The organism is Chitinophaga sp. OAE865, from assembly GCF_040546735.1.
Taxonomy (GTDB): Bacteria; Bacteroidota; Bacteroidia; order Chitinophagales; family Chitinophagaceae; genus Chitinophaga; species Chitinophaga polysaccharea_A.
On sequence record NZ_JBEPOF010000001.1, the window covers coordinates 4,243,374 to 4,256,897 of the forward strand.

Annotated in this window: 11 protein-coding genes and 1 tRNA gene; 8 read left to right on the forward strand and 4 right to left on the reverse strand. The window is 47.7% G+C overall.

Annotation, left to right across the window (positions count from 1 at the left end):
• Window positions 1-73: 73 nt before the first annotated feature.
• A complete protein-coding gene (locus ABIE50_RS17210) occupies window positions 74-718 on the reverse strand; it encodes a YceI family protein (RefSeq protein ID WP_142686790.1) in 645 nt (214 codons plus the stop codon).
• 80 nt (window positions 719-798) lie between these two features.
• On the reverse strand, window positions 799-2,058 hold the full coding sequence (locus tag ABIE50_RS17215) for a peroxiredoxin family protein (RefSeq protein WP_209857545.1): 1,260 nt from the start codon (window positions 2,056-2,058) through the stop codon (window positions 799-801).
• 24 nt (window positions 2,059-2,082) lie between these two features.
• Between ABIE50_RS17215 and ABIE50_RS17220 the strand changes: the two genes are divergently transcribed.
• The 7 genes from ABIE50_RS17220 (at window position 2,083) to ABIE50_RS17250 (ending at window position 10,287) form a co-directional block, all read left to right on the forward strand.
• Window positions 2,083-2,220 carry a hypothetical protein gene (locus ABIE50_RS17220; protein WP_209857546.1) on the forward strand — a complete coding sequence of 46 codons (138 nt, stop codon included), beginning with the start codon at window positions 2,083-2,085 and terminating at the stop codon, window positions 2,218-2,220.
• Between the two features lie 614 nt (window positions 2,221-2,834).
• Entirely contained in the window at window positions 2,835-5,036 is a 2,202-nt protein-coding gene (locus ABIE50_RS17225; RefSeq protein WP_209857547.1) for a B12-binding domain-containing radical SAM protein, read from the forward strand.
• 104 nt (window positions 5,037-5,140) lie between these two features.
• Window positions 5,141-5,689, forward strand: a complete 549-nt coding sequence (locus ABIE50_RS17230; protein WP_142686793.1) for a hypothetical protein — start codon at window positions 5,141-5,143, stop codon at window positions 5,687-5,689.
• A 28-nt stretch (window positions 5,690-5,717) separates the two neighbouring features.
• The gene (locus ABIE50_RS17235) at window positions 5,718-6,356 is read left to right on the forward strand and encodes a hypothetical protein (RefSeq protein ID WP_209857548.1); all 639 of its coding nucleotides are present in this window, start codon (window positions 5,718-5,720) and stop codon (window positions 6,354-6,356) included.
• A complete protein-coding gene (locus ABIE50_RS17240) occupies window positions 6,326-7,105 on the forward strand; it encodes a sensor histidine kinase (protein ID WP_209857549.1) in 780 nt (259 codons plus the stop codon). Before ABIE50_RS17235 ends, ABIE50_RS17240 begins: the two co-directional genes overlap by 31 nt.
• Window positions 7,106-7,113: 8 nt before the next feature.
• Complete coding sequence (locus tag ABIE50_RS17245) at window positions 7,114-7,749, forward strand: response regulator (protein ID WP_354028052.1); 636 nt, start codon at window positions 7,114-7,116, stop codon at window positions 7,747-7,749.
• A gap of 183 nt (window positions 7,750-7,932) precedes the next feature.
• Complete coding sequence (locus tag ABIE50_RS17250) at window positions 7,933-10,287, forward strand: ABC transporter permease (RefSeq protein ID WP_209857550.1); 2,355 nt, start codon at window positions 7,933-7,935, stop codon at window positions 10,285-10,287.
• Window positions 10,288-10,343: 56 nt separating this feature from the next.
• Here the strand turns inward: ABIE50_RS17250 and ABIE50_RS17255 are convergent, their stop codons facing one another.
• Window positions 10,344-11,828: an arylsulfatase gene (locus ABIE50_RS17255; protein ID WP_209857551.1), complete on the reverse strand. Its 1,485-nt coding sequence runs from the start codon at window positions 11,826-11,828 to the stop codon at window positions 10,344-10,346.
• A gap of 61 nt (window positions 11,829-11,889) precedes the next feature.
• A complete protein-coding gene (locus ABIE50_RS17260; RefSeq protein WP_209857552.1) occupies window positions 11,890-13,167 on the reverse strand; it encodes a hemolysin family protein in 1,278 nt (425 codons plus the stop codon).
• Between the two features lie 159 nt (window positions 13,168-13,326).
• Here ABIE50_RS17260 and ABIE50_RS17265 point away from each other — a divergent pair.
• A tRNA-Leu gene (locus ABIE50_RS17265) sits at window positions 13,327-13,410 on the forward strand.
• The last annotated feature ends 114 nt before the right edge of the window (window positions 13,411-13,524 follow it).

The window sequence follows — 13,524 nt, forward strand, 5'->3', positions numbered from 1 at the left end:
TTCCCGGGAGCATGGGCGGGAGTGCCCGTGCTCCCCAGGAATTATATAATGGGGTAGTAAAAACAAGAACGAATTATTTGGCAGCGGCTACGAGTGTTACATCCAGGTCGAAGTCGTCGTAGATGGCTTTATCGCCGATGCCTTCAAAGAAGCTTTTGGAGCCGTATTTAATATTGTATTTGGTACGGTCTACTTTAATAGCTGCTTTGGCCGTAAGCTTGCTGCCGGCAACAGTTACGGTAGCCGGGAAGGTAACGGGGTTGGTGATGCCTTTAATGGTTAAGTTACCGGTTACTTCGTAGTTGCCACCGCCTTTGGAGGTTACGTTGGTAGTTACAAAAGTAGCGGAGGGGAATTTTTCCACGGCGAAGAAATCTTCGCTTCTCAGGTGCCCAAGTAATTTAGCGTTGCCGCCTGCATCTTTGATATCTGTTACTGCGATGCTGCGGGTATCGAGTGAAAAGCTGCCGCCTTTCAGCACGTTGCTTTCTACTTCCAGTTTGCCATCGGCAATATTGATAGTGCCTTCGTGCTGGCCGGTCACTTTTTTACCTGTCCAGTTTAATTTACTTTCTTTACTGTCTACCTGGAAAACAGTTGCTTTCCTGGCTGCTGCAGCTTTGGTTGGTTTTTCTCCTTTGTTGACAGTAGCAGGTGAGGTGAAAGACATGAGGAAGATGGATCCTCCAATAAAGAGCAGTGATGCTAATCGTTGCATATGTTGTGTGTTTAAATTTGGTGCAATTTAATGTTGACGGTCGGATTAGCGTTTACGAGATCCGGAAATAAATGTTAAAGTTAGTTTTCCGCAATTAAAGCGTCCAGGTCCTGGTTCCATTTGGCTACATAGTCTTTGTAGTACTGGCCGGTCACTTCACCGGTATAGCCGGTATGTATCTGCCGCACTTCGCCTTTACGGTCAATGATGATCGTAGTAGGGAAGGCCATCATGCGGTTGAGCGCGGGTAGCTTTTCAGATGCCACTTTCTTATCGGCAATGCCGCCAAAGAGAATATCATACTGGATATTGTATTTTTCTTTCAGTTTACCCAGGGTATATTTTGCATATTCCAGGTCATCTTTCTGTTCAAAACCGATGGCGATGGCTTCTACACCACGGTCTTTGTTTTTATTGAACCAGGGGGAGAGGAAGGAGGTTTGATCCGTGCAGTTGGGGCACCAGGTACCGATGATTTCCACGATCACTACTTTGCCTTTGTATTTGTCGTCGCTCAGTGAAACGTTGTGCCCATTGAGATCCGGCAGGGTGAAGTCCAGTTTTTTATAACCTTCTTTCAGGAAAGTGAGCTTATACGGATCCGGTAATTCTGCAGCCGCATTTTTTTCGCCGTCAAATTTGATGTTATTGTAGATGCCCAGGCTGATTTCCCCGGTGAGGGATTTATCATCATTTATTTTTCCTTTGATGTAGATGGGGCTGGGGCCTGTAAAGCCGGACAGCTCAAACTCATCGCCGTGAACGGTTCCTTCCAGTTCGCGGCTGTCGCCTACCACAGACATGACCACACCGGTGAGTTTATTACCGTTTTGTTTGAGCAGCCCGATGCGGTTGGGAGTTGGTTCTTTACTATAGATCTTCAGGTCCCATTTGCCGCTGATATCGTATGCAGGCGCGGCTTCCGTGCCTGGTTCCGCGAAGCGGTAGGTTTGTCCGTGTTCCGCTGTGAAAGGCAGTGCGTTGCCGCGGAAGTTAGGCACCAGGCTACGGTATTCGCCGGTGATTTTACCATCGGATTCAATTTTTGCTACCAGGGCAGCATCGTAGGTGTTCATCTTTATAAATAAAGAGTCGTTGCCTATGCGTTGTACATGGAAATCGTCGCGGCGGGAACCGTTGATGAGCGTAAAAACTGCATGTTCAGGGTCTTTGCCTTTCAGTTCAAAATTGAAGGGTACCTGTGATTCGCTGAGGGTGAATACACCTCTCCAGATACCTTGTTTTACAAATGGTTTTTTGGGAGCGGCGAAGGAGCTGGCGCCGTTAAATAATCCTGCCACCATCAGGCCGGTTAGAAATAAGTGCTTATGCGTTTTCATGGTTGTATATATTGATTGAATAAAATGAAAGACGTTGCCGGTCCTGGTGGGGCGGACGAGGTAATGCTACAAATAAAACTGGTGGTGGGAACTGATGGAGTGGTGGCTTTTATCAGTGGTGGTGAGACAAAGATAAAGTGGTGTTTTATTATTTCCAAATAAAAGTCTATAAATTTTGTAGACTATGCGAAAAGGGCGAAGGGGAGCGCCTTCGGCGCTTGTCTTTCTGCAGGATTAGACTGATTATGATGATTACGCTGATTTTATTTTTTTCTTATGGAGATGGTTTTTATTGGTGAGTGTTGCAAGGAGGAGCGTGCAGATTTATTGATTTCTTTTTATATAGATGGTTTCTATTTAAGGCGTATCCTACTTTTTAAAGATTCAGTTATTTAGTTGTATTTAATAATAAAGAAACTGTTATAGCTACTTAAATCAAGACATTCAGGTAGTATTAAATCATCGACATAAAACAAAATCAAAAAATATCAATCATTTCTGTACCAGCCATCCGTCAAAATTACCTCAACCGCAACCATCTGTGTAAGAAAAGAATAAAATCAGCGTAATCATCATAATCAGTCTAATCCTGCAGAAAGACAAGCGCCGAAGGCGCTCCCCTTCGCTCAGTACCAGTCATCCGTCAAAATTACCCCAACCATTTACAAAAGAAAAGAATAAAATCAGCGTAATCATAATAATCAGTTTAATCCTGAGTCAGACAACCTTCGCTCCCTCCGCAAAAAGCGGTAGATTTGCGTTTTAAACAACGCGACTTGAGTAATTCTGTTTTTTTAATAACACCGCCGTTTACCCAGCTGAACACGCCATACCCGGCCACAGCTTACCTGAAAGGATTTCTGAATACAAAGAACATTACTTCCTTCCAGTCGGACCTGGGTATTGAGGTAACGCTCCGTTTATTTTCAAAAACCGGGTTGGAGCGTTTGTTTGCGCATATTGCTGCAGCCCCGCCGGTGGCGGCTTCAGAGAATATAACACGGATGCTGGTGTTGCAGGACGACTATATACAGACCATAGACGCGGTTATTTTATTTTTGCAGGGAAAGAATCCCACACTGGCGCACCTGATCTGCAAACGGGATTACCTGCCGGAAGCATCGCGGTTTGCGCAACTGGATGATTTGAACTGGGCTTTCGGGGCCATGGGCACGCAGGATAAGGCCAAACACCTGGCTACCATGTACCTGGAAGACTTGTCGGACCTCATTATGGAGTGTGTGGACCCGCATTTTGGTTTCAGCAGGTACGCCGAGCGCCTGAGCCGTTCCGCTAACAGCTTCGATGAGCTTTATGCCGCATTACAGGCCGATCATACATATATAGACACCATCCTTACCGACTTGCTGGCATTGCATATGCAGCAGGTACAACCGGCGATGGTGGCCATTTCTGTGCCTTTTCCCGGCAACCTGTACGCGGCATTGCGCTGCGGACAGTGGATCAAACAGCATTATCCTGCCGTGAAAGTGGCGATGGGCGGCGGGTTTCCCAATACGGAACTGCGCTCACTGGCGGATGCCCGGGTATTTGAGTTCGTGGATTTTATTACGCTGGATGATGGGGAAGCGCCCCTGGAAAACCTGCTCTTATTCCTGGAAGGAAAGAAAACCGCGGAAGAATTGAAACGTACTTTCCTGCTGACAGGAGAAAAGGTAACCTATGTGAACAGCTCCGCCACGCATGATTATAAACAGGCCCAGCTGGGTACGCCGGATTACAGCGACCTGCTGCTGGATAAATACATTTCCGCCATAGAAGTAGTAAACCCCATGCACAGCCTGTGGAGCGACGGGCGCTGGAACAAGCTTACCATGGCGCATGGCTGCTATTGGGGCAAATGTACTTTCTGCGATATTTCTCTTGATTATATAAAGATATATGAGCCCATTACGGCATCGTTGCTGTGCGACCGTATGGAAACCATTATTGCGCAAACGGGGCAAAACGGCTTCCACTTTGTGGATGAAGCCGCGCCTCCCGCATTGATGCGGGCACTGGCGCTGGAAATTATCCGGCGTAAGCTCACCGTTAGCTGGTGGACGAACATCCGTTTTGAGAAAAGCTTTACCCGGGATCTGTGCCTGTTGCTGAAGGCATCAGGATGTATCGCGGTTTCCGGCGGACTGGAAGTAGCATCCGACCGGTTGCTGGGACTGATCCAGAAGGGTATTACCGTTGCCCAGGTAGCGAGGGTGAACCGGCATTTCACCGAGGCCGGTATTATGGTGCACGCATACCTGATGTATGGATTTCCCACACAAACCGCACAGGAAACCATTGACGCGCTGGAAATGGTGCGCCAGATGTTCCAGGCGGGGATATTACAATCGGCTTTCTGGCACCAGTTTACCATGACGGCCCACAGCCCGGTAGGGCTGAACCCCGCAAAGTTCAATGTACAAAAGGAAACTGAGGAAACAGGCGCCTTCGCCAATAATGATATTATGCATATTGATCCCACAGGCACGGACCATGAAGCTTTCAGCTATGGGTTGAAGAAATCGCTGCTGAACTATATGCACGGCGCCTGCCTGGACTTCCCGTTATCAAAATGGTTCGACTTTAAAGTGCCGAAAACCACGGTGCATCCCGATTTTATCACCAATGCACTGATGGAGGAAGAAGCCGGGACCGTGAAGCCCACCTCCAAAGTGGTATACCTGGGCAAACAGCCGGCCATGGAAATTATTACGAAATCGAAGAAGGGGAGTACCTGGGAAATGTCTTCCTTAACATTCCAGGGCAAAAAAGAGAAAGTAAATATCAGCGTGCAGCCTTCCCAGGGCCAATGGCTCACGCAGCTGCTGCAGCAGCTGTCGGTAGCTAACGTCAAAACCTATACGCTGCAGGAGGTGAAAGACAGTTACGAGGCTGCCGGGTTGGAGGACTTTGAACTGTTCTGGGACAACAAGCCGGTAAATACCCTTTACAAGCTGGGTTTATTAAAACTTTAAGAGGACGGTGCAGGTGGATAGCAGTAAAATGTGTTACCGGGGATTTTCCCGGTAACAGTCATGAGTAAAAAGTCAAATATTTGTTTCCACTAAACTGACCTAACATGAGTGATCAAATGTCCCTTGCTGGCTATGGTTGTAACGACCAGGGCTACCTGAAACCTCTCACTGAACAGCTGGATTACCGCATGCCTTTTACTTCGGACCAGCTGGTGACCTATGGAATGCCAATTACTGTTGGTGCGTATTTTGGAATGCTGAACAACTTTTACAAATTTTTGATTGCTAATCCGGCACTGATTCCCTTATTCCAGGGATCATATGCAGTGGATTTCAGTAAAGCCTCTCTTTTACGTATCTTAAGCCAGGAAGGCTGTGAGTACATCCGGTTTCATTTTGCCATTCCTGAGGCCGATGAGAAGCTCAGCCTGGTGGCTGAAGGGCTTACGTCGGATCAGGAACAGGTAGGATATGCGCAGTTGCTGCAGAAAGCTACCACAAATAATATGGTACATGACACCGGAGATCCTAAAATTGAGGAAAGAGGCAATGGTACCCCAGGCCCGAGAGGACCGCTCAAGCAATTGTTTGACCTGCTGAAGGCACAGGGATCGCCGCTTGCTACGGCCGACCTGGATCTTTTATTTTTATAGCTAAACCTGATTTAAATTTTTTGTGCCGATGAACGGTTGGGTGTATGCATATTATGCTTTATTGATAGCCTGTTTTATTATCAGTTTGTTTCACCTTGAGCACAGGGAAGTAAAGCTGCTGACCGTATTGCTCGGCGTATCCATTATTACAGAGGTGATAGTGGAAATTATCGGCACAAAAGGTTTAGGTTTTTTTATAGTGTATCATTTTTTTGTGGTGCTGGAATATAGTTTGATTACAATTATTCTCCGATCGGGGATCAGGGACTATCGCTGGCGCTTACTAATGGGTATTTCCATTTTTGTGTTTTGCTTTGTGTCTCTTTTCTACAGCTTTGTAATGGACGGATGGCGTGCCTTTCCGGGTATCAACATCACCATAGAAAGCTTCCTGGTTATTTGCTGGTGCCTTTTATCCTTTTTTTCAATAACCCCGGATAGTGAAGCATCTATATTCCGGCACCCTGTTTTTTGGTTAACCCTTGCCTTCTTTATTTACTTCGCGGCTTCCGTGAGTGTAAACGCCTTTTATAACCTGCTACTGGAAAATGATACGGCCCGGGCCAGGCATTTTTTCGCAGTATTGAACTCATTATCCAATTACCTGTTGTATATTATGCTGATAAAAGGCATTATATGCTTCCGGTCAAACAGGATCTCTTTGTAGCGGTGATTTTTATATCGTTGCTGGTTACCATTATGGGACTGGTGGTAGTGGCTGCGGTAATAAGTTATAAGAAGAAGCAGGATGCATATTTACATCAGCTTAAATTAATGAAAGAAGATTACGACAAACAATTAATGTGGTCCCAGATTGAAATGCAGGAAGAAGCCTTTGCCCATCTGGGGCAGGAGTTGCATGACGATATAGGCCAGTTATTAAGCAGTACCAAGCTCCTGATCAATGTTACCCAAAGGAGCATGAAGGAAATCCCGGATACGTTGCAGATCGCAGAAAATACCCTGAGTACCGCTATTCAGCATCTGCGGGCGCTTTCAAAATCATTCAGCCGCCAGTGGCTGGATCAGTTCAGCCTGGTAGAAAACCTGAAAACGGAAGTGGAAAGGCTCAATTCCAGCAGGGCCATCACGGTGAAATTTACCTATGAGCTGGTGGAGTTACCCCTGCAGGCGGAGCCACAGATCATCCTGTTCCGGATCATACAGGAAGCCATGCAGAACTGTATTAAGCACGCCCGGCCACAGGTGATTGATATCAGTATCCGGAAGGCAAACCAGCAACTGATCGTCATTATTGCGGACGATGGTTCGGGCTTTGATAAAACCAGTATGTCGTCTATCGGTATGGGCACCCGGAATATGCAGCACCGTACCAGCTTACTTGGAGGCGATATCCGCTGGGAGGTAACAACCGCCGGTGGTACGGCCGTATTGATAACATTACCCCTTGAATAATTTTTTTTATGAAGATCAACATAGGTATTGCAGATGATCACCAGTTGTTCCTGAAGTCACTTAGTTTACTGGTGGGCGGATTCGCAGGCTTTCACATTGTGGCCGAAGCGATGAATGGAGAAGAGATGCTGGATAAACTGGCCAAGCTGCCTGCACCCCCTGATATCCTGCTGCTGGACGTAAATATGCCGGTAATGGATGGGGCCAAAGCCACGGAAGCCGTACTGAAATTATATCCCACCGTAAAAGTAGTGGCCTTGTCGATGAAAGACAATGACGCCACGATCATAGAAATGCTGAAGGCTGGTTGCTGTGCTTATCTCCTTAAAGATATCCATCCCACAGAACTGGAGAAGGCATTAAAGGAGATTTACACTACAGGGCAGTACAGTAACGATGCCTCCAATGTTAATTACCGCCGCCTGCTGCTGCAGTCGGAGCAAAAACAAACGCTCACAGAACGGGAACGGGAATTCCTTCACCTGGCCTGCAGCGATCTTACCTATAAAGCCATTGCCGCTAAAATGAATGTAACGGAAAGAACCGTGGATGGCTACCGTGAAATATTGTTTAACAAATTAAATGTACAAAGCCGTACCGGTATGGTGCTGGAAGCGCTTCGCCGGCAACTGGTGACCTTATAACGATTATTTTTCCCGCAGATTTAGTGCTCATCACTGTATACCTTGTTGTCCGCTTCTGAACACCTGTTCCCATTTCCGGACAGTTTATCCCGACATTCGCAAAGTAAGCAATTGGTTTTCATAGCGCTATTTGCTGGCATTTTCTTTGGGCGCTTGCATGTGTTTCATTTTCAACCAAAAGCTATGATCGCAAACTATTTCAATGTTGCCTTTCGCCATTTCCGCAGAAACAGGGGATACAGTATATTGAATATTGCGGGCCTTACCGCAGGTATTGTCTGTACGGCGCTTATCTGCCTGTGGATAGAATCTGAGCTTACGTTTAACCACGATATACCCGGCTATGAGCACCTGTACATAGTCAGGGAAAACCAGACCCATAATGGTAAAATTTCCACTTACATGGGCACGCCGGGGCCTATGGGGAAGGCATTGCCGCAGGATGTGCCCGGCGTGGTAAGGGCCGCCCGCAGCGGAGGCAATTCCCGGGAGCTGTTTAGCTGGAAGGATAAGCACATGAATATAGACGGGCATTATACGGATGCTTCGTTGTTTGCCATGCTGGGGCTGCAGTTTACCGGCGGCAATCCTGCCACGGCTTTTCAGCAGGTAAACTCCCTGGTGATCAGCGAGCGGATGGCCACCGCTTTCTTTGGCACCACAGATGCCGTGGGCAAAACGCTTACCATGAATAACGGCGACGACTATATGATCACCGGCGTATTTAAAGCGCTCCCGGAGAATAGCACTTTTAATTTCCAGTGGCTGGCGCCTTTTGAGGTAATAGAGGCCAGCCACGACTGGATAAAACGATGGGACGCCAACGGCGTCCGCACTTATGTGCAGTTATCACCTCATGCAGATGTAGCAGCAGTGAACCAGCAGTTGAAAACATATCTCAGTACAAAAACAAGGACCAATACGGTGTGCTTTTTACAGGCTATGGACGACTGGAACCTGTATGATCAGTATACGGATGGCAGGGTTAGCGGGGGCCGTATCCAGTACGTCCGTTTGTTTAGTATCATAGCTGGCATTATCCTGTTAATTGCCTGTATTAATTTTATGAACCTCGCTACAGCGGGCGCTGAAAAGCGCGCCCGTGAAGTGGGCGTGCGTAAGGTAATGGGCGCCGGCCGGAATAAGCTGCTGTTGCAATTCATGACAGAATCTGTTACGATGGCCTTTATCGCAGTAATACTTGCTGTACTGATCCTGTTATTGGTGCTGCCGGTGTTTAATGCTGTTATTGGCAAACAGTTGTCGCTTTCGTTGTGGAAGCCATCACACACCGGTGCGCTGTTGCTGATAGGATTGCTTACCGGCGCGGTGGCAGGCAGTTACCCGGCTTTTTATCTTTCCTCGTTTAGCCCGGTGGGCGTATTGAAAAAAATGAAAGGCAGCAGTAATGTGCTGGCAGGTTTTATCCGGCGTGGCCTTGTGGTTACACAGTTTTCCGTTTCCATTATATTAATCATCTGCACTATCATCGTATACCAGCAGATTAACCATGTGAAGTCCCGTAACCTTGGATTTGATAAGGACCGCCTGTTGTCTGTTAATATGCAGGGGCATGTCAGGGATCATTTTGATGCGATACTACACGACCTGCAGGAAACCGGCATGGTTGCCAATGCCGCTTTAAGCCAGTCGCCCATGCTGAAGATCTGGTATAACGCCGACAACTATACGTGGAATGGAAAAGATCCTGAAAAGAATGTGCTTATTACCTACGACGGCGTAAGCCCGCAATATCTTAACACCATGAATATGCAGTTGCTGGCAGGCAGGGATTTTAATACCGACGCGCGTACGGACAGTAACAACGTGATCATCAATCATTCAATGGCGGTAAGCATGGGAGCAGAAGGCAGGGTCGGCGGTATTATTTATAATAATAACCGTGCGTATCATATTGTGGGTATCATAGGTGATTTCCTGTATAATAATATGTATACGGCCAGCGCCCCATTCCTGCTTTTCAGTAATACTGCCTACACGGAATATATAAGCATCCGCTTTAAGCCGGAAGTTAATATTAATACAGCGCTCGCTGCTACGGAGAAAATATTTGCCCGTTACAATCCCGGTTACCCGTTTGAATATACTTTCACGGATACTGAATTTGCCGCCCTGTTCAGGGAAGAGATGCTTACAGGCAGGCTGGTTGCTTTTTTTGCCGGTCTTGCCATCTTTATCTCCTGCCTGGGATTATTCGGGCTGGCCACTTATACAGCCGAGCGCAGAACCAGGGAAATCGGTATCCGTAAAGTGCTGGGCGCTTCCATTGCCGGGCTCACGGGCTTATTATCAAGGGAGTATATGAAGCTGGTGGGTATTTCCTGCCTGCTGGCATTCCCGGTGGCCTGGTGGATGATGCATCGCTGGTTGCAGGCATATGAATACAGGATTGCCATCAGTGGCTGGATCTTTATGTTTGCGGGTTTGCTGGCTATGGCCATTGCATTGGCAACGGTGAGCTACCAGGCGCTGAAGGCTGCATTAACCAACCCGGTAAGGAGCCTGCGGGCGGAATAGGCTTATTGATAAGGTAGTGCAGGGATTTTCAACACCGGAAATCCCTGCACTATTTTTTATTTTGTTTTACTGATTTTTGGGTTGATGAATTCCCATTCATTGATATGTGCGTTCCGGTGCTCTTTTTTCACAATGTAGCTGAGCTCCTGCAGGAGTTCCGGGTGTGCGGCAGCCACATCATGTTCTTCCCCTTTGTCCGTACTGAGGTCATATAGTTCCCAGGGAGCGGCGGGGTTTTTCTTCAGGCCGTTTTTTATGGCTTTCCATTTTCCCATGCGGATAGCTACGGCGCCGCCTTTTTCGGGGTATTCAAAGTAGAGGTATTTTCTTGCTGCTACCTGCGCATGTTTGCCGGTCATTTCCGGCAGCAGGGAAATACCATCGTTAGGTGGGGCGGGGATGCCCGCCATTGCGGCGATGGTGGCCATCAGGTCGTACTGTGCACCAGGTAGCTCCGATGAGGCGCCTGCAGGGATTTTCCCCGGCCAGCGCACAATAAACGGTTCGCGGATACCGCCTTCATAAAGGTCCATTTTAAGCCCTTTAAGGCCCCCGGTGCTGTTAAAGAAGGCAGCATCCACCCCGCCGTTGAAAGTGGTGCCATTATCGCTCGAAAACATGATAACCGTGTTTTTATCCAGCCCGAGACTGGCCACCAGGTCCATAATGATGCCCACCTGTGTATCCAGGTAGGTGATCATGGCTGCGTAGGCCGACAGCGGGTACTTCTGCGGGCTGTAGCCCTGCTGGCCGTAGTAGGGTTTTTCATTGAATTGCCCGAGGTATTGACGGAGCGCGCTGTCCGGCACCTGCAGGGAAACATGTGGTATGGTATAGGGGAGATAAAGAAAGAAGGGGCGTTGTTGATTTTTCCGGATGAACTGAGTGGCTTTCTGCGTCATTTCATCTATCGCATAGTCTTTCCCTTTGTAATAGTTGAAGTCCGCGTCGGTGGCGGTAGCTGGCGATAGTGGCCTGTGCACATCGATGAAGGTGTTCCGGAGACTGTCGGCTTTCCCGTTTTCCCAGAGGTGGGTAGGATAGAAGCTGTGTGATTGCTTCTGGTCCAGGTAGCCATAGAAATAATCGAATCCCTGCCGGTTAGGATCGCCGGTGTTGTATGACATGCCCAGTCCCCATTTACCGATAGCGCCGGTAGTGTAGCCGGCCTTTTGTAACATGGTGCCAATGGTAACGGTGCCTTCCGGCAAAGGCATCTGCCCGCCCTCCAGCGAATCGGCGAAGCCGCCCATTTCATAATTGCCGCGGATATAGGAGTGACCGCCATGGCGGCCGGTAAGCATCATACAACGTGCAGGTGCGCATACCGGTGTGCTGGTATAAAACTGGTTAAAGTGAATGCCTTCCGCAGAGAGGCGGTTGAGATGAGGCGTTTTTATTTTCTGCTGGCCATAAGGGCCTGTTTCAGCATATCCCAGGTCATCTGCATAAATAAAAATAATATTCGGTTTCGGGGTTTGAGCAGATGAAATAAGGCTCTGCAGGGCGAGTAATCCCGGCAGCAGAATTTTTCTTAGCATGACTATCGGGTTGTTTGTGTTAAGATAGAAAGGTTATGGAAGATAAACTACAGCAAAAGTATCATTGCGCAAGCGTTTGTGTACGGATAATCACCTCATCGATGCGGTGATGGTCCATTGTTTTTATTTCAAATGTTACCTGGTTGAGCATTACTTTTTCGCCGGGCACAGGAATATGTTTCAGTTTATCGATGAGCAACCCGGCAATGGTGATATCTTCCCTTTCATATTCCCGCAGCCATTCAAAACTGAGTGTTTCACGGATATAGCTTAGTCGCGTGTAGCCATAGGTAAGCCAGCTTTTATCCGGCTGCTGTACCAGGAAACGCTCTGTGGCATTGAATCCCGGGAGACTTCCGCCCAAAAGGCCAGATACAATATCGTGGTAGGAGATCATTCCTTCACAGGCGCCGTATTCATTGATCACTACGCCCATGTTGGTATTTTCGCGGCGCAGCTGCTGGAAGATGTCGTATACGGCCTGGTTCAGCGATAGGAAAGAAACAGGGCTGAGCAGTGCTTCCAGCGGCTTATCGGGATACAGCATGAATTCCTTTGCACCCAGTGCGCCGAGCATTTCCTTTTTATCATTCACTACCGGGAATGTGCGGTGAATGCTACGTTTAATCGTTTCCGTTATTTCCGTTCTGCTCATTTCTTTTTTTACATAGGTGATCATACCAGAGGGCGTCATAATGTTTTCCGCTGTGAGGTCGTATGCAGAGAACAGGTTTTTGTGAAGGGTGAATTCTCCTTTGTCTATCAGCCCTTGTTTGTAAGCGGCAGTGAGCATGCTCCGCAGGTCGTTTTCCGTTAATTTTTCTTCCCGGATCGTATTTACGGAAAAGAGGCCGAGAATGAGTTTGGTACTGGCGGTAAGCAGTTTTATAAAAGGGTAGGTGATTTTTGAGAAGATGATCATTGAGGGGGTGATGAGATAAGATACTTTCTGGGGATTCAGCAGGGCGAGGGTTTTGGGGATCAGTTCACCGATAACGATAGTGAGGTAGGTGATGCCGCCCACACCTACAATAAGTGCCACCAGGTGGGCCATACTTTCATGGAGGCCCCATGAAACGAATACCGGTTCCAGCCAGGCCGCCATCAGGTCGCCGCCGTAGAGCCCTTCCAGTATGCCTACAAGGGTAATACCCACTTGTACGGCGCTGAGAAATTCGTCCGGGTCTTTGATGAGGTTCAGCACGCTGATGGCCTTTTTATTGCCACTATCGGCCTGTTGCTGCAGGAGCGTTTTATCTACTGAGATCAGGCCAATTTCCGCAATGGAAAAGTAGAAGTTGAGCGCTATAAGTACGATGATAATGATGATAGAAGTCATAATGTTGGCGGTTGTATGCTAATTAACAACCCGGGCACGTTATTGTTTACCGGGCTGATTTTCAGTGAAGTTGCGGAGGTTGACTGAAAAAATATTTCAGTGAAATTTTGGAAAAATAAAACGGCTGCTTATATTTGCAGCCCTGACACAATATCAGTTGCCCAGATGGCGAAATTGGTAGACGCACTGTGTTCAGGTCGCAGCGCCCGCAAGGGTGTGCTGGTTCGAATCCAGTTCTGGGCACACAATAGGTTGTAAGTATTTGACTTACAACCTATTTTATTATTAGGCGTTTCCGTTTTTCCCGCATTTCCTCCGCTTTCTCCTACTATCGTTGACACAAAATTGACACACCAA